The following is a 16,974-nucleotide window of genomic DNA, read 5'->3' as shown; positions in this document are numbered from 1 at the left end:
GGGGCCCTCGGCGCTCCCCCCCCCCGCCCCCCCCACCACGGTGGTCTGCTTCTTCGCGTCGGTCCTGATGTGCCGCCGGCTCTCACCCGTGCCGCCCGTCGAGCACGCCGCCAAGCCGTCGTTGCGCGGCATCGCCGAAGGGGCCAGGTACGCCTGGTCACGGCCGGTGCTCCTCGGCACGTACGCGGTGGACCTGGCGGCGATGTTCTTCGCCTTCCCCAACACGATCTTCCCCTTCCTCGCCGACGAGCTCGACGCCGACTGGTCGCTGGGCCTGATGTACTCGGCGGGCGCCGTCGGGTCGCTGCTGCTCAGCCTGACCAGCGGCTGGGTCTCCCGCACCCGGCGGCACGGCCTGCTGGTGGTGTTCGGCGCCGCCGGCTGGGGCCTGGCCATGGCGGCGGCCGGCTGGACGTCGAACGTCTGGCTGGTCCTGGCGTGCCTCGGCCTGGCGGGAGCGGGGGACATGCTCAGCGGGCTGGGCCGCTCGACCATCTGGAACCAGACCATCCCCGACCGGCTGCGCGGCCGGCTCGCCGGCATCGAGGTCCTCTCCTACAGCGTCGGTCCCCAGCTCGGCCAGGTCCGCGCCGGGGCGATGGCCGGCTGGACCGGCGCCCGCCCGGCGATCTGGACCGGCGGACTCGCCTGTGTCGCCGCGGTGGGCCTGCTCACCGCCGCACTCCCCGGACTCGTCAGCTACGACGCCCGCACCGACGAGGACGCCCGCCGCCGCGCCGACGAGAGCGCCGGAACCGCGCCGGACCGTGAGGGCGCCGGAACCGCGCCGGACCGTGAGGGCGCCGGCGTCGATCGGTAGCCTGCTGACCGATCAGGGCCGAACAGACGGGCAACGTTGTCGGCACCGCGCGAACTCCGAGGCGAGAGACGCAGTTTACGACTCGACCCACACTTCAAGGCACCTTCGACATGGAGGTCCCGGGGCCGGGTCGCTGATCTGGGCTTTTGTTGCCCGTTGAGACCCTGACCTGTGGTGATGCTTCTTTAAGCGTCTTTCGGCGGGGTACCGGTTCATGCCGCCGGAACTCCCCAGGGCCTCCCCAGCGACGAAAAACTCCCCAGCCGCTCCCTGGAGGGAGCGGCTGGGAAGTGCCGGCGGAAGGCCGCCCACCTGGGATCTGGGCATGGTGAGGAGTGGGCGTGGAGCAGAGCTCGGCTTCGGCCGGCGTCACCAGCTCATCCTCATGGGACGCCCGCAGCCGAAACGTCGGGTCCACGGCGAGCACTTCCACAAAGTGCTCGGCATCCAGAGCACGACAGCTTGACGCCGGCACACGGGGCTGAGTCCGTCCGGAACTCCCGCTTGTCGGCCGATGGTTCCTGCTCGGGCCCAGCCCGGTGCGACGCGCCGTCGTGGAGACCGGTCGTCGGCTTCGACGCGCAGGTGACGCTCGAACTCGTGGTCCGGCGCTCCTCCGCACCGGCGCTCGGGGAGCCTACGGAGATGAGGGCGTCGGCTCAGCGGCGGGGGTGGCCCGTTCAACCGGTCGCCGCTCCACGCGCATGGCCAGCAGGAGCAACCCGGCCGCGCAGAACACGACGCCCGTCGTGACGTACAGGGCCGGCGGTGTCCAGCCCGCGTCCAGCAGCCGGCCGGCCGCGGTGGGCGCGATGATGGCGCCCGCCCGGCCGACACTGATCGCTGCTCCCACACCCGTGGCCCGCAGCGGTGTCGGGTAGACGCTCGGTGTCAGCGCGTAGAGGCCGGCGATGCACCCGTTGACTGCCACTCCGATGACCGCGCCGATGCAGAAGGCCAGGACGAGCGTGCCGGTGGAGGCCGCGAAGGCCACGACGAGTGCCGCGGACACGAAGAGGTACGTACGCAGGACGTTGCCGAGCGCGTACCGCGCGGCCAGTGCGCCCAGGAGCGCGGTGCCGAAGACGCCGCCCAGGTTGAGCAGCGTTCCGCCGGTCAGGCTCTGGTGGGCGGACATGCCGGCCTCCACCAACAAGGTCGGTGTCCAGCTCGTGACGAAGTAGAAGGCCGCCATGACGAGGAAGAAGGCTCCCCACAGCACCAGGGTGGGACGGCGCAGGTCCGGTGCCAGGAGGCGGCGGAACCCTCCTGAGGAGGTGGGTTTCGTCGGTTCCCTGTCCGGGAGTGCGGACGGCTCCGGTTGCCCCATGCGGCGGGCCAGTGCGTTGACACGGCTCAGGGCGTCGGCGGGTCTCCTGCTGAGGAGGAAGTCGATTGATTCCGGCAGGAGACGGAGGGCGAGGGGGACGACAGCCAGGGTGGCGAGTCCGCCGGCCAGGAACACCGAACGCCACCCGTAGCGGTCGATGAGGGCGACCGAGGAGACGCCGCCGATCGTCGCGCCCACGGCGTACCCGGTGGAGTTGAGGCTGACGGCCAGACCGCGCCAGCGCCGGGAGGCGAACTCACCGGCGATGACGTTGCTGCAGGCGAGAACGGCGCCGATACCAACGCCGGTGAGGAGGCGGAGTGCCCCCAACTGCTGCCAGTTCTGGCTGGCTGAGGAGAGCAGCATGCCCCCGGCGGCGACGGTCAGGCCGGCCAGGATGACCGGCCGTCGGCCGATCCGGTCGGCCCAGGGGGCGACGAGCAGGGCGCCCAACGCCATTCCTGCCAGCCCGCTGCTCAGCAGGAGCCCGAGAGTTCCGGAGTCGAGGTGCCATTCGCCGGAGACGGTCTTGCCGGTGAAGGACATGACCAGCACGTCGAACCCGTCAAGGGTGTTGAGAAGCACGCAAATGGCGATCGCGCCCCACTGGAAGCGGCTCATGGGCCCGTTGTCCAGGGCCTGCTGAAGACGGGCGGTCACCGGATGGCCTGCGGTGCGGCGGGGTGTTGAGGACACTTCTCCATGGCAGCACTCCGTTGTCGACTGCGGTGGAGCCGAACGGACTCGTAGGCGCCGTGGGCGGAGCCTCGGGTTCGGCTGTCGGAGCAGCCATGGTGCGAGCGGTGGTCCCGCGCGGCCAGGTGGTTTTCCGGATGCCGGGAAACCGATTGTTACGGGTGGGTGCTCCTCAGGAGTCGGACGTGCGAAGCGCCCGGGAGATGGCGCGACCGGTCGAGCGGACGAGGTCGGCCAGTGTTCCCACGGGCGTGGATCCGTGCCGGACGACGACGGAGACGGCTGCGGTCACCTCGCCGCCGGTGGTCGTGACGGGCGCGGCGACCGAGAGGGTGTCGGTGGACAGCTGCCGGTCGCTGACCGCGTATCCGCAGGTGCGTGTCCGGGCGAGGACCGCCCTGAGCCGGCCGCTGTCGGTGAGGGTGAAGGGGGTGTGCCGGGGGATCTCCCGCACGAGAGCGTCGTCCTGTACGGCCACCGGTGCGTGGGCGAGCAGCACCAGTCCCGCGGCTGTCGTCGTGATGCCCAGCCGTCCTCCCACTCGTGTCAGAGTGGGCACGGCACCGCTGGGGGCGATGCGTTCCACGAAGACGATCTCGCTCGCGTCGCGGACGGCGAGCTGCACGTTCTCGCGGACGAGGGAGGAGAGGTCCTCCAGGTGGGGCAGCGCACGTTCGCGCAGCCCTTGACTGCGCGGGGCCAGGGACGCGACCTCCCACAGCCATAGCCCGATGCGGTAGCGGCCCTGCGCGTCGCGTTCCAGAGCCCCCCACGCGAGCAGGTCGCCCAGCATGCGGTGCACGGTGGACACGGGCAGACCTGATCGCCGGGCCAGCTCGCTCAGGGACAGGTGGGGACGTTGTGCGCTGAAGGCACCGAGGATCCGCAGGGCGCGGGCGATGACGGGCCCCGTCCCCGTGGCGGGCGAGGACCCGGCTTCCTGCGGGGTCGCCGAGGAAGGTGCGATGCGCAGGGCGTGGTGAGTCAAGGCGTGAGTCCTTCCTCGCTCCGGGGATGGCCCGTCTCGCACGGGACTCACGGGCCGCCGCGGAGCGACTCGTCGTCCAATGAGGCGATTTTGCGAAGGATGGCGACGGCCTGCTTCCGCTCGTCGCCGGGCAGCGCGTCGAGAAGTTGCTCGTTGATGTCCTCGGCCGGGCCGATCAAAGAGTCGAGCAGTGCGGACCCCTCGTCCGTGAGGCTCAGCAGGGTCCGTCGGCGGTCCTCCTCGTCGCGTACCTGACTGACGTAGTGCTGGTCGGTCAGCCGACGGACGATGTGGTTGACCGTCGAGCGGTCCAGTGAGGTGAAGCGCGCGAGGGTGCGCTGGTCGATGCCGGGGTCGCGGCTGAGGGTGTTGAGGACGGCGAACTGCTGGGAGGTGATCTCCCGGGACACGTGCCGGTACCACAGGGCGGTGTGCACCTGTTCCGCGCGCCGGATCAGGTGCCCGACGTAGTTGTGCAGTTCCAGTGCGTGCGCCACAGTGTTCCGTCCGTCTGCCGCCGGGGTGGTACCGGCCGGGATACGGCCGGTGTGGGGAGTCTACGAGTGCCGGCACCACCCCGGCGGCGAGCGCGCGGTCAGTGGCTGCGGCGGCCGGGGCGCTGGTCGTAGGGCGTGGCCCGGGAACCGTCGACGCCGACCTCCAGGCGACCGACCTTCTCGATGTCCAGGACCACGCGGTCACCGTGGCTGAGCGGTCCCACTCCGGCCGGGGTGCCGGTCGCGATCACGTCGCCCGGGTGCAGGGTCATGACGGAGGAGGCGTAGGCGATCAGTTCACGGACGCCGAAGACGAGGTCCGCGGTGTTGGTGCGCTGCCTGGTGGTGCCGCCGACGTCGCAGCGCAGGTCGAGGGTGTCCGGGTCCGGGATCGCGTCGGCGGTCACGATCCAGGGGCCGAGGGGGGTGAAGGTGTCGAAGGACTTGCGGGTGGAGCGGTCCTCGCCGGAGCGGACGGTGATGTCCAGGACGCAGGTGTAGCCGAAGACGTGGTCCAGGGCGTCGTCCGCGCCGACGTGCGAAGCGGTGCGGCCGATGACGACGCCCAGTTCGCCTTCTTGATCGGTGCGTTTGTCGGAGTAGGGGAGGAGGACGTCCTCGCCCGGGCCGATGACGGAGGAGTTCGCCTTGAGGAAGACGCCGAGGTCCGCGACCGAGGTGGTGTACTCCATCTCGGCTTTGTGATCGAGGTAGTTGACCGGTGCGCCGATGATCTTCCCGGGGCGGGGGAGCGGGGCCTCCAGGGCCGCTTCGGCCAGCGGGATCCGGGGCCGGCCGGCGAGTTCGAACCGGACCGTCTCCCCGTCGGCGGTCGTCTCGATGTACCGCTGGAGCGCGCCGACGGGGCCGGCGGTGTCGGCTCCGGTGACCTGGTCGGTCACGTCGACGAGGTCGTCGCCGTCGACGAGTCCGAGGCGTCCCTTGTTGAACAGTGCCAGTCGCATGCTGGCCTCCTTGTGGGTGTCGGGTGGACGGACGGGTCAGGCGCCGGGGCCGGCGTCTTCGGTGCGGTAGAGGCCGAGGGAGCGCATGACGGGCTCGTCGCTGTAGGAGAACAGGACGGCGTCCGCGGAGGCCGAGGTGTTGACGTGGCGGTAGGAGGCCCAGCCGGGGACGGCGAAGGTGTCGTGCTCGGACCACTCCAGCCGTTCGCCGTCGACGATCGTGGCGCCCTCGCCGCGGACGACGTTGAAGACGGTCGAGGCCGTGTGGCGGCGACCGGCCCCCTCGAAGCCGGGGCGCAGCCGCTGGATGCGGCAGCTGATGGTGGGCATGACCGGGCCGCCGGTCCAGGGGTTGGTGTACTCCAGGACGACACCGTCGACGTCGCTGCCGTCGGCCGTGTCGGCGATGGCGTCCAGGGCGCGCTCCGTCTCCTCCCAGGTGTACCGGGTGACGGGGGAGTTGGGTCCGTCCTGGGTGAGCCAGGCGGGGGTGAGCCGGCCGTGCAGGAACTGGCGGCTGCCGGCGTCGTCGGGCTTGGTCACGGGCTGGAGTCGCTGCGGGTACTGCTCGTAGAAGCCGGCCTCCAGGGCGTTGACCAGGGGGTAGTCGAGGGCGTCGAGCCAGATCATCGGCGTGTCGCCTTCGTGGGTGTGGTCGTGCCAGTGCCAGCCCGGGGTGAGCAGAAGGTCGCCAGGGGCCATGAAGACCCGCTCGCCGTCGACCGTGGTCCAGGCACCGTCGCCCTCGAGGACGAAGCGGAAGGCGTTGGAGGTGTGCCGGTGTGCCTGCGCGGTCTCGCCGGGCAGGATGATCTGCAGGCCCGCGTAAAGGGTGTTGACCGTGGCCGGGGGGTCGGTGAGGCCGGGGTTGACGAGCATGAGGACCCGTCGTTCGGCCTCCTCCAGGGACAGGGCCTCGGAGAAGTGCAGGAGATGCGGGCGGAGTTCGCGCCAGCTCCAGCGGTAGGGGACGGCACGGCTCTTGGGCCGGGCGGGGAACAGGTTGCCGTAGAAGCGCCACAGCGGGGCGGTTCCCAGACCCTCCAGGGCCTTGTACGCGAGTTCGTCGGTCGTCATGGTGTCCTCCTTCGCCGGTTGGGTCACAGGGCGGGAACAGGGGCGGGGGCGGGGGTCCACACCCAGGAGATGTCGTCGAACGCCTCGGGGTCGCGTGACGAGAGGAGCATGTTGCGCAGGGTGGCTCCCATGCCCTCCAGGTGGCAGATCTCGCCGAAGCGGCGGGCGTTGGTCTGAACGCGGGCGGCCCGCTCACGACGCCGGTCCGCGTACGAGGTGAAGGCTTCCGTGGGGTCCGCGTACTGGCCGAGGGCCTGGCCGAGCGTCACGGCGTCCTCCAGCGCCTGGCACGCACCTTGCGCGAGGTACTGGAGCATGGGGTGGGCGGCGTCTCCGAGGAGGGCGATCCGGCCGTGCACCCAGTCGTCGATCGGGGCGCGGTCGAACAGTGGCCAGCGACGGTCGCGCGAGACGAGGGGCAGGGCGTCGCGCACGGCCGCGCAGGCGCCGCGGAAGCGCTCCTCCAGCTCGGCCTCGGTGCCCCAGTCGTCGGAGTCCGGCGTGTAGTGGTCGCTCTCGAAGACGGCGACCTGGTTGTACAGCTCACCGCGACGTACCGGGTACTGCACCAGGTGCATGCGCGGTCCGGCCCAGACCATCACCGCTTCCGAGGCGGCGTGCCGGGACATCCGGCCGCTCATCTTCTCGGTGGGCAGGGCTCCGCGGAACGCGACGTAGCGTGAGCAGACCGGTTCCCCGTCGCCCACCAGCGCCTGGCGCAGACGGGAGTGCAGTCCGTCCGCTGCGACGACCGCGTCGGCGGTCAGCCTCGCGTGGTCCTCCGCGAAGTGCAGGCGGACTCCGGAACCGTCCTGTTCGACCTCGCCGACGGTGTGTCCCGTGCGCAGCGTGACGCCGGGGTGCTCCTGGCAGGCGGCCAGCAACGCGGCGTGCAGGTCGGTGCGGTGGGTGACCAGGTAAGGGTGCGTGAAGCGGTCGGTGTAGGCCGCGGCGCGCAGGTCGAGGGCGGTGACCTCGTCCCCGGTGAGCGCGTCCATCATCACCAGCCGGGGCGGTGCCACCGCGGTGCGCCGGACGGCCGGCAGCACGCCGAGTTCGTCGAGGGCGAGGGAGGCGTTCGGGGCGAGCTGCAGGCCGGCCCCGATCTCGCCGAACCGGGTGGCTCGTTCCACGAGCGTCACACGGTGACCGGCACGGGCGGTCGCCAGCGCGGCGGCGAGTCCGCCGATGCCACCGCCTACGACGGCGATGTGCAGAGGGGTGGGAGTGACGGGCATCTGGCCTCCATGAGTCAGCACGGGAGGGCACCGGGAAGCGGAGGCGGTCGGGCACGGCTCCGCGGTGACAAAAAGATCCGTACATCAATCATTGATGTACGGATCATATTGCGAGGATGTCCCCCCTGTGTCAATGGTCCGCCGGCGGTGAGGCTCTGCTGAGCCTTACCGGTCGGCGAGCGGCGGAGACGCCGCCCGGGCGCAGGGGTGCGTCGGTGTCGGCCGGCCCGCCACGAGCGCTGTCCTGGCCGCCTTCTCGCACCGCTCGCCGCCGTACGCACGACGGAATCACCGTACGAGACGGTCCCGCTGCCCGAGTCGGCAGGCGCATGGCCGACGTGGACGAGGTCCGGGCCCCGTCCTGACGAGGTTCTTCACCCGTCGGCGTGCGCCGTCGTCCGTCCCCGGAGCTCCGCAGGAGTATCGACGCGCTGGATCGGCGGTATCCGGAACCCGGATCGCGCCGGGGGTGGGCAGGCCGGAGCGTGGAACGCATAGTCGTAGGACAGCGCTCGTACACCGACGGCTCCTTTCCCGAGCGAATGCGTCTGCCGCAGGGGCGACTCCTTCCGCTCGTGCCCGGAGCGCCGGCACGCCTGTCCCCCGACGACGCCGTCTGCCCGTCGGCCCGGACACCCCGCCCCGAGGAACGACCTTGCCACCGCCTGCCCGACGAACTCGGCCGCACTGCCGCGACATGCCGCCGGACAGCCCTGTCCGCTCCAGGTCAACGGGCCGGCGCCGCCATGGTGGACCGGCGCACGACCAGTTCCGGCTGGAGCACGACGTGGGCGTGCTCGTGCCGGACGTCGCGGGCCGTGTCCTCGATGAGCAGACGACCGGCTCGCAGCCCCATCGCGGAGGCCGGCCGTCGCACCGAGGTGAGCGGGACGACGGCGGACGCGGCGAACTCGATGTCGTCGTAGCCGATCACCGCGATGTCGTCCGGCACCCTCAGACCGGCCTCGTACAGGGCTTGCATCACCCCCAGGGCGAGCAGGTCGTTGGCGCAGAACACGGCGGTCGGTCGAGTGGGCAGGCCGAGGATCCGGTGTCCGGCGTCCCGGCCCGCGCTCACGGTGAGGGCCGGCCCCGGCACATCCCGCAGGGCGTCCGCCGGGAGCCCGGCTTCGCCAACGGCACTGAGACCACCCCGCCGCCGGTCCCGTACCTGCTGAAGGCGATCGGGGCCGCTGACGTACGCCAGCGAGCGGTGCCCCTGTTCGATCAGGTGGCGGACCGCGGCGTGGCCTCCCGCGACGTCGTCGATCCCGACGGAGCAGGTGCCGGGCTGGACGGCGTTCTGGTCGGCCACGACGAAGGGGACCGCGTTCCGTCGGAAAGCGGCCGCGGTGCGGCCGGCCCCCTCACCCGCGGTCAGCACGGCGCCTCTGACCTGGTGCGAGGTGATCAGTGCCAGGTGCCGCGCGGCTTCCGCGGGATCGCGGACACCGGTGCACACCATCACGCCGAGGTCGGCTTCGCGCGCGGCCTGTTCCACGCCGGTGGCCAAGGCGGTGAAGAAGGGGTTGGCCAGGTCGTGGACCAGTACGGCGATGACGCGCGAGGTCCAGCCACGCAGTTGACGCGCCCCCTCGGCGCGTATGTAGCCCAGCGAGTCGATCACGTCCAGGACCCTGGTCCGGGTGGACTCGGCCACGATCTCCGGCCGGTTGAGGACGTTCGACACGGTGCCGAGCGACACACCCGCCACCCGCGCCACGTCCTTGATGCCCACTCTGCGGCGCGTGGAGCCCTCCCGTACCGTCACAGCGCCCGGTCCGCGAGGTGGAGTGCGCGTCACCGCGGGAGTCGCGGCGGGCATCTGTCGGTCCATGGGTCAACGACTCCGGGGCGCCGCTGTGCTGGCTCGCTCCACCACGCGGGGTGTCATGGTCGTCCGCATCGGCCTGTCCCGCCTTCCTTCCACGCGTTCGACGAGCATGCGGGCGGCCGTCGAGCCCATGGTCTGGCCGGCCTGGTCGACGCTGGTGAGCTGAACGGGGGCCAGGGCCGCGAGCGCGGTGTTGTTGTAGCCCACCAGCGACAGGTCGTCCGGGATGCGCAGTCCCAGTTCATGAGCGGCCCGGTAGATGCCCAGCGCGGCCACGTCCGCACCGGCCATGACGGCGGTGGGCGGCCGGTCGGCGGTCAGCAGCGTCATGCCCGCCTTGAAACCGCCCTCGTCGGAGTACGCGGCATGGTGCACACGTGCGTGCTCCGCCAGGCCGTGCCGTTCCATGGCTTCCGCATAGCCCTCGCTCAGCACGATCTCGGGAGTGCGCCTCCACCGGTTGGCCTTGGTGCCCGGGGCCGAAACGAGGGCGATGTCCCGGTGGCCGAGCGAGACCAGATGGTCCACGACCAGGCCGGCTCCGAGGTCGTCGGCGTCGACCACCGAGTCGTAGGTGTCGGCGGTGTCATGGTGGCCGATGACGACGGTCGGGGTCGATGCGGCGGTGTCCAGCACTTCGTCGCGCGGGGTCCCTGGTGCGATGAGAATGAGTCCGTCCATCTGACGGTCCACCATGGACCGGATGGTTCTGGCCTGTTCCTCGGGCCCGAATCCCGCCGCGCCGATCAGCACGGTGTACTCGCTCTGCCGCAGCTCGTCCTGCACGCCGTCGAGGATGTCCGCGAAGAAGGCGTTGCGCACGTTGTCCAGCAGGACCCCGATCGTGTACGTCCGGCCGCGCATGCCGCGCGCCGCCGCGTGCGGCCGGTATCCGAGCTCCGCGATGGCCGTCGTGACCTTCTCCCGCATGGCCGGACTCACGCCGTAGGCGTTGCGCATCACCTTGGAGACGGCGGCGGTGGACACCCCGGCGTGCCTGGCGACATCGGTGATGGTCACACGTCTGTTCTGTTTGGGTGTCCCGGCCCCGCTCATCGTCACTACTCCGATTCTCCTAGGCGCAGGTGTAACGGTCTACACCGTAACCCTTGGGTGTCGTCAAGTCCTCACGCCTGTCACTTCGACGTTACACGGCCGTGTCTTGACGTGAACGGGGGAGAGGTGCAGGGTGTTGCCCACTCGTCGTAGAGAACGTTTTACATACTTCTCCTCGTGTCGCCGGCCAGGGCGCCTCATCGCCCCAGGCACCGCACCTCACTCCTCGCCTTTCTCTCCAAGATCTGGGAGCTTTCCGTGTCCGTACGTCTGCCCCGCGCCCGTCGCGCACGCCTGAGCCTGCTCACCGCCGGCACCGCCTCCTTCGCGCTGCTCGCCACCGCCTGCGGCGGCAGTGGCGGTGGCACTTCCGCGGCGCCGGAGGACTTCAGCTACCTGAGCGTCACCGAGAACACCACCGTCAAGACGGCGCTGACGACCATGTCGAAGGGTGCGTGCGAGGCGGCGAACGACGCCCTGCCGCTGAAGGTGGAGACCGTGCCGCAGGCGAGCCTGGACCAGAAGCTGCAGCTGCTGGCCGGTCAGAACGCGCTGCCGGTGCAGTTCGCGGCGGGCAACGCCCCGGCGCTCACCCAGCAGCTGGCGAAGTCGGGCAAGGTCGCCGACCTGGAGAAGGAGCTGAAGTCCCTCGGCGTCCTCGACCAGCTGGAGCCGGCCGCCGTCTCCACGATCAAGGCGCTGTACGGCGGTGAGCTGCAGGTGCTGCCGTACGAGTACAACATCGAGGGGATCTTCTACAACAAGAAGCTCTTCCAGGAGAACGGCCTGAAGGTGCCCGACACCTGGGAGGAACTGGGGGCGGCCGCGGCGAAGCTGGAGTCGAAGGGCGTCCAGCCGTTCTCCGCCTCCGGTCAGCAGGGCTGGCCGCTGACCCGGCTGATCAGCGGCTACCTCTACCGGAGCCTGGGCCCCGACGCGCTGCAGAAGGTGGCGGACGGCAAGGCGAAGCTGACCGACCCCGAGTACGTGAAGGCGGCCGAGGAGGTCGCCGAACTCGGCGAGAAGGGCTACTTCGGCAAGGGCGTCGGCTCCATCGACTACGACACCGCGATGAACGAGTTCCTCAACGGCAAGGCCGCCATGTTCTACATGGGCAGCTGGGCGCTGGCGAACATCTCCGACGACGAGCAGAACAAGGTCGGCGCCGAGAACGTCGGCTTCATGCCCTTCCCGGCCGTCTCCGGGGGCAAGGGCTCGATCGACCAGTACCCCTCCAACGTCGGCCTCGGCATCACGCTGTCCGCCGAGTCCTTCGACGAGAAGACCGGCGACTGGGTCTCCTGCATTGCGAAGAACTACGGCAGCACCGCCCTGAAGGACCACGGCTCCATCTCCGGCTTCAAGGTCAACACCGAGGTGAAGGACGCCAACGAGGTCACCACCCAGGTCCGCGACACCATCAGCTCCTCGAAGCAGAACGTGCTGTGGTTCGAGGCCCTGTTCAGCACGAAGGCCACGACCGTCAGCCAGACCAACGCGGCGAGCCTGGTCGCCGGAAGCATGAAGCCCGAGCAGTTCATGCAGACCGTCCAGGACGCGCTGGCCGCCGAGTGACCGGCCGGGGGCGGCCCACCGGCCTCCTCGCACGCCCCGCGTCCCGCGTGGGCCGCCCCCGGTCCCGCCCGACAGTCTCTTCAACGGAAACGAAGTGGACACCACCCATGCACCGCGTACTCGGTGACCGCAGGGCCATAGCGATCCTGCTCGGTCCCGCCCTCCTCGTCTACTCGCTGATCATGCTCGTCCCGATGGTGTGGTCACTCGGGTACTCCTTCACCGAGGGCAACACCATCGAAGGCTTCACCGGAAACGGCGTCGCCAACTTCTCCCGCCTCCTCGACGACCCGGCCGTCCACGACGCCCTGTGGTTCACCCTCAAGTACGCCGTCGTCGTCACCGCCGGGCAGGTCGTCGCCGGCTACCTGCTGGCCCTGCTGTACGTCTTCTTCCTCAAGCGCGCCTCCGCGCTCATCCGCACCCTGGTGTTCTTCCCCGTGGTGCTCCCCACGGTCGCCGTCGGCCTGCTCTTCCAGAAGTTCTTCCAGGTCGCACCGCAGACCGGCCCGGTCAACTCCCTGCTGAACGCGGTCGGCATCGACTCGATCGACTTCTTCGGCAGCGCGGGCAGTGCCTTCTGGGTGCTGATCGTCATGGACATCTGGCGCTCCATGGGCTTCTACGCCGTCCTGCTCTTCGCCGGCCTGGTCGACATCCCCGACGAGGTCCTCGAGTCCGCCCGGCTCGACGGGGCGACCGGCCTGAGGCTGGTGCGGCACATCGTGCTCCCGCTGTCGCTGCCGGTGCTGATGTCATCGCTGATCTTCAGCATCAACGGCACGCTCAAGGTCTTCGACTCCATCGTCGCCCTCACCAACGGTGGCCCCGGCACCGGCACCACCCCCTTGACCCTGTACATGTTCCAGACGTCCTTCACCTACAGCGACTACGGCTACGGCAGCACCATCGCCCTGCTGCTCACCGTCGTCTGCCTGCTGGTGAGCCTGGTCGTCTACCGCGTCTCGCGGCGCGACCTCACGGAGGGCTGATCCCATGGCCATCGACACACCTGTGAAGGGCTCCGCGAGCCGCCTCGGGCGCCGGCCGTCCGGTGCCGCCGTGCGCACCCGTGGGCGCCGTCCCGGAAGCCGGCTGTGGGTGAAGGCCGTCGTCGGCCTGCTGCTGGTCGTCGAGATCTACCCGCTGATCTGGATGTTCCTGACGTCGCTCAAGTCCAACGACGACTACCTGAACAACTCCACCTGGAGCCTGCCCACCACCTGGGAGTGGGGCAACTACACCGATGCCTGGACGACCGGCCACATCGGCCTGTACGTCCAGAACAGCCTGCTCGCCGTCATACCCGCCCTCGCGCTGATGCTGCTGCTGGGCACGGCCGCCGGCTTCGCCCTGCAGATCATGGTGTGGAAGGGCCGCAGCCTCACCCTGCTGATCTTCCTCGCGGGCATGACGGTGCCGCCGCAGATGATCCTGCTGCCCCTGTTCACGGTCTACTTCCAGACGGGCCTGTCCGGCACCCTGTGGCCGCTGATCCTCACCTACACCGGCACCGGTCTGCCGTTGACCGTCTTCATGATGGCCACCTATTACCGCAACGTCCCGCGGGAGCTGTTCGAGGCGGCCACCATCGACGGCGCCGGCATCCTGCGCGCCTTCTGGACCATCAGCGTCCCCCTGGTGCGCAACGCCCTGCTCACCGTCGGCCTGGTGCAGTTCTTCTTCATCTGGAACGACCTGCTCATCGCCCTGACCTTCACCAACGACCAGGACCTGCGCACCATCCAGGTCGGCCTGCTCAACTTCACCGGCGACTTCGGCGCCACTCAGTACGGCCCGCTGTTCGCAGCCATCTGCATCAACGTCTTCGGCACCCTCCTGATCTACCTGTTCCTCAACCAGAAGGTCATGAAGGGCCTCACCTCGGGAGCGGTCAAGGGCTGACCCCGCCCACCACCGCCCGCGCTCCCGCACGTGCAAGAAAGGTCCCCCCTTGCTCCCCCCTCAGCCCTCCCCGGTGTCCTTCGAACACCTTCCGGACGGACTCGGCATCGGCGACGCCGCACCCCGCATCACGTGGAAACTGCCACCGGGCGCCGGCCACCAGCAGGCGTACGAGCTGGAGGTCGACCGCTCCGGCACCGTCCATCGCACAGGGCGCGTCGACACCGCCGACCAGGTACTGACGCCGTGGCCCGGCGAGCCGCTGACCTCCCGGGAACGCGCGACCGTACGCGTCCGCGTATGGACGCCCGACACCGACGGCCCGTCGGCGTGGAGCGAACCGAGCGCGGTCGAGGCCGGACTCCTGACCCCCGCCGACTGGAAGGCCGTCCCTGTGGGCGCGGGCTGGGAGGAAGACCCGGAAGCCCAACGCCGTCCGGCTCGTGTCCGCAAGGACTTCCGCCTCGACCGGCTCCCGGTGCGGGCCCGCCTCTACGTCACGGCCCACGGCCTGTACGAGGTGGAGCTCAACGGCCGCCGTGTCGGTGACGAGGCCCTGGCCCCGGGGTGGACCGTCTATCCGCACCGCCTGCGCTACCGCACCCACGACGTCACCGAGCACCTCGTCGAGGGCGCCAACACCATCGGTGCCTGGCTCGGCGACGGCTGGTACCGCGGCAAGTACGGCTTCGACGGCGGCACCCGCAACATCTACGGCACCGACCAGTCCCTCATCGCCCAGCTGGAGGTGATGTACGACGACGGCACCACGCTCGTCATCGCCACGGACGGAACATGGAGCGCGGCGCCCGGTCCCCTCCTGGCCGGCGGCCTCTACGAAGGCGAGACGTTCGACGCCCGGCTGCACGACCCGCACTGGTGCACACCGACGCGTGCCGCATCGGCCGAGTGGAGCCCGGTACGCACCGGCCGCCGGGATCCGGGGACCCTCGTCGCCCCGACGGGGCCCCCGGTGCGCTGCACCGAGGAGATCGAGCCGGTCACCGTCACCCGTACGGTCGACGACCGGTACCTGCTCGACTTCGGCCAGAACCTCGTCGGCCGCCTCCGCGTCACCGTCGACGGACCGGCCGGCACCACCATCACCCTCCGGCACGCCGAAGTCCTCCAGGACGGCGAACTGGCCACCCGCCCGCTGCGCGAGGCGTACTCCGTCGACACGCTCGTTCTCTCCGGCCGTGGTCCGCTCACCTGGGAGCCACGCTTCACCCTCCATGGTTTCCGCTACGCCGAGATCGCCGGCTGGCCGGGCGAGCTGACGCCGGACATGGTCACCGCCCGCGTCCATCACACGGACATGCGCCGCACCGGCTGGTTCGAGTGCAGCGACCCGCTGGTCAACCGCCTGCACGAGAACGTCGTGTGGAGCATGCGCGGCAACTTCGTCGACCTCCCCACCGACTGCCCGCAACGCGACGAACGCCTCGGCTGGACCGGCGACATCCAGGTCTTCGCCCCCACCGCGAGCTACCTCTACGACTGCGTCGGCATGCTCGACTCCTGGCTCACCGACGTCGGACTGGAACAGCTCCCCGACGGCACGATCCCCTGGTACGTGCCCGTCATCCCGGGCGAACCGATGTGGACGCCGATCCACCCCGGAGCCGCCTGGGGGGACGTCGCCACCCTCACACCCCGGACGCTTTTCCAGCGCTTCGGCGACCGCGAACTCCTGCGCCGCCACTACCCCATGGCCAAGGCATGGGTGGACCTCGTGGAGCGCCTCGCCGGACCGACACGTCTGTGGGACACCGGCTTCCAACTGGGGGACTGGCTCGACCCCGCCGCACCTCCCGACGACCCGGCCGCCGGCCGCACCGACCGCTACCTCGTCGCCACCGCCTACTTCGCCCACTCCGCCCGGCAACTGGGGCTCACGGCAGCAGAGTTGGGCGACGACGCGAACGCCGAGCGGTACACCGCCCTGGCCGACGAGGTGGTCGATGCCTTCCGCCACCGGTACGTTCTGCCCTCCGGCCGGATGACCAGCGACAGCCCCACCGCCTACGCCGTCGGGATCGCCTTCGGGCTGCTCGGCCCTCGGCAGCGGCGGGCCGCGGGTGACCGTCTCGCCGAACTCGTCCTCGCCGACGACGCACGCATCGCCACCGGGTTCGTCGGCACGCCGCTGATCTGTGACGCTCTCACAGACACCGGCCACCTCGACGTCGCCTACCGGCTGTTGCTCCAGACCGAATGCCCCTCCTGGCTCTACACCGTCACCATGGGAGCCACGACCGTCTGGGAGCGCTGGGACAGTCTCCGGCCCGACGGCAGTCTGAACCCCGGCGGCATGACCTCGTTCAACCACTACGCCCTGGGTGCCGTCGCCGACTGGCTGCACCGGGTCGTCGGGGGCATCACCGCGACAGCACCCGGCTACCGGGAGATCGCCTTCCGGCCGCGCCCGGGAGGCGGCATCACCTGGGCCCGGACACGCCACGAGACGCCCTACGGAACGGCGTCCTTGTCCTGGGAGTCGACCGGCACCGGCCTGACCGCCCGCATCGTCGTACCGGACGGCTGTCGGGGCATCGCGGAACTGCCCGGCCGCTCACCGGTCGTCCTGGGACCGGGCGAGCACGTCCTCGACACCGCTGGCCTGGCCGGCGAAGCCGCCTGAACAACTCCGGACGACGCATGCACAAAGCCCGGCGCGCGAATAGCGTGCGCCGGGCTTTTATGCTGCGTGGGTGAATCGAAGGCCACGGTATTCGCTCCGTGGATGCGGCCCATCCATCAGCTTTATGAGTGAAGCCGACCCCTGTCATTCAATTGAAATTTTCAACTTCAATTTCAACCTCCTGAATGCAGGATGCCTGGTCACGATGCATTCTTTGTCAAATCCCGTACGAGGGTTGACCGTGGTCGGAAAATGGCCATAGTTTTCGGCTGGTTGGATGAAAGCTCCGCGGGCGTGCGTCGCAAGACAGCTCCGGATGCCGCTTATCGCCGGCGTTGGGACACGTCGG

The 16,974-nt window shown here is 70.0% G+C and carries 13 protein-coding genes; 5 read left to right on the top strand and 8 right to left on the bottom strand.

What is annotated here, in order from left to right:
- The coding region (locus tag ACFV5H_RS24960; RefSeq protein WP_385197347.1) for an MFS transporter at nucleotides 1-820 on the top strand (820 nt) is incomplete at its 5' end.
- Nucleotides 821-1,457: 637 nt separating this feature from the next.
- Here the strand turns inward: ACFV5H_RS24960 and ACFV5H_RS24955 are convergent.
- The 8 genes from ACFV5H_RS24955 to ACFV5H_RS24920 all read right to left on the bottom strand — a co-directional run bounded on the left by ACFV5H_RS24955 (nucleotide 1,458) and on the right by ACFV5H_RS24920 (nucleotide 10,465).
- On the bottom strand, nucleotides 1,458-2,846 hold the full coding sequence (locus ACFV5H_RS24955) for an MFS transporter (RefSeq protein ID WP_385044961.1): 1,389 nt from the start codon (nucleotides 2,844-2,846) through the stop codon (nucleotides 1,458-1,460).
- Between the two features lie 172 nt (nucleotides 2,847-3,018).
- Nucleotides 3,019-3,834: an IclR family transcriptional regulator gene (locus ACFV5H_RS24950; protein ID WP_385044958.1), complete on the bottom strand. Its 816-nt coding sequence runs from the start codon at nucleotides 3,832-3,834 to the stop codon at nucleotides 3,019-3,021.
- Between the two features lie 47 nt (nucleotides 3,835-3,881).
- Nucleotides 3,882-4,331: a MarR family winged helix-turn-helix transcriptional regulator gene (locus ACFV5H_RS24945; RefSeq protein WP_385044955.1), complete on the bottom strand. Its 450-nt coding sequence runs from the start codon at nucleotides 4,329-4,331 to the stop codon at nucleotides 3,882-3,884.
- Nucleotides 4,332-4,429: 98 nt separating this feature from the next.
- Nucleotides 4,430-5,296, bottom strand: coding sequence for a fumarylacetoacetate hydrolase family protein (locus ACFV5H_RS24940; protein WP_385044952.1), 867 nt, complete (start codon nucleotides 5,294-5,296; stop codon nucleotides 4,430-4,432).
- A gap of 36 nt (nucleotides 5,297-5,332) precedes the next feature.
- Nucleotides 5,333-6,373, bottom strand: a complete 1,041-nt coding sequence (locus ACFV5H_RS24935; RefSeq protein WP_385197346.1) for a cupin domain-containing protein — start codon at nucleotides 6,371-6,373, stop codon at nucleotides 5,333-5,335.
- 23 nt (nucleotides 6,374-6,396) lie between these two features.
- Complete coding sequence (locus ACFV5H_RS24930; RefSeq protein WP_385044947.1) at nucleotides 6,397-7,611, bottom strand: FAD-dependent monooxygenase; 1,215 nt, start codon at nucleotides 7,609-7,611, stop codon at nucleotides 6,397-6,399.
- Between the two features lie 727 nt (nucleotides 7,612-8,338).
- On the bottom strand, nucleotides 8,339-9,448 hold the full coding sequence (locus tag ACFV5H_RS24925; protein ID WP_385044945.1) for a LacI family DNA-binding transcriptional regulator: 1,110 nt from the start codon (nucleotides 9,446-9,448) through the stop codon (nucleotides 8,339-8,341).
- Nucleotides 9,449-9,451: 3 nt separating this feature from the next.
- Nucleotides 9,452-10,465 carry a LacI family DNA-binding transcriptional regulator gene (locus ACFV5H_RS24920; RefSeq protein WP_385044942.1) on the bottom strand — a complete coding sequence of 338 codons (1,014 nt, stop codon included), beginning with the start codon at nucleotides 10,463-10,465 and terminating at the stop codon, nucleotides 9,452-9,454.
- A gap of 294 nt (nucleotides 10,466-10,759) precedes the next feature.
- Between ACFV5H_RS24920 and ACFV5H_RS24915 the strand changes: the two genes are divergently transcribed.
- From ACFV5H_RS24915 to ACFV5H_RS24900, 4 genes are all read left to right on the top strand, one after another.
- Nucleotides 10,760-12,076: an ABC transporter substrate-binding protein gene (locus ACFV5H_RS24915; protein WP_385197344.1), complete on the top strand. Its 1,317-nt coding sequence runs from the start codon at nucleotides 10,760-10,762 to the stop codon at nucleotides 12,074-12,076.
- A 107-nt stretch (nucleotides 12,077-12,183) separates the two neighbouring features.
- The gene (locus ACFV5H_RS24910; protein WP_385197343.1) at nucleotides 12,184-13,068 is read left to right on the top strand and encodes a carbohydrate ABC transporter permease; all 885 of its coding nucleotides are present in this window, start codon (nucleotides 12,184-12,186) and stop codon (nucleotides 13,066-13,068) included.
- 4 nt (nucleotides 13,069-13,072) lie between these two features.
- Entirely contained in the window at nucleotides 13,073-13,981 is a 909-nt protein-coding gene (locus tag ACFV5H_RS24905) for a carbohydrate ABC transporter permease (RefSeq protein ID WP_385197342.1), read from the top strand.
- Between the two features lie 73 nt (nucleotides 13,982-14,054).
- Nucleotides 14,055-16,625 carry a family 78 glycoside hydrolase catalytic domain gene (locus tag ACFV5H_RS24900; RefSeq protein WP_385197340.1) on the top strand — a complete coding sequence of 857 codons (2,571 nt, stop codon included), beginning with the start codon at nucleotides 14,055-14,057 and terminating at the stop codon, nucleotides 16,623-16,625.
- Nucleotides 16,626-16,974: the final 349 nt, after the last annotated feature.

Source organism: Streptomyces sp. NPDC059787 (assembly GCF_042732315.1).
In the GTDB taxonomy this organism is placed as follows: domain Bacteria; phylum Actinomycetota; class Actinomycetes; order Streptomycetales; family Streptomycetaceae; genus Streptomyces; species Streptomyces atrovirens.
This window is presented reverse-complemented; position numbering and strand designations above follow the sequence as displayed.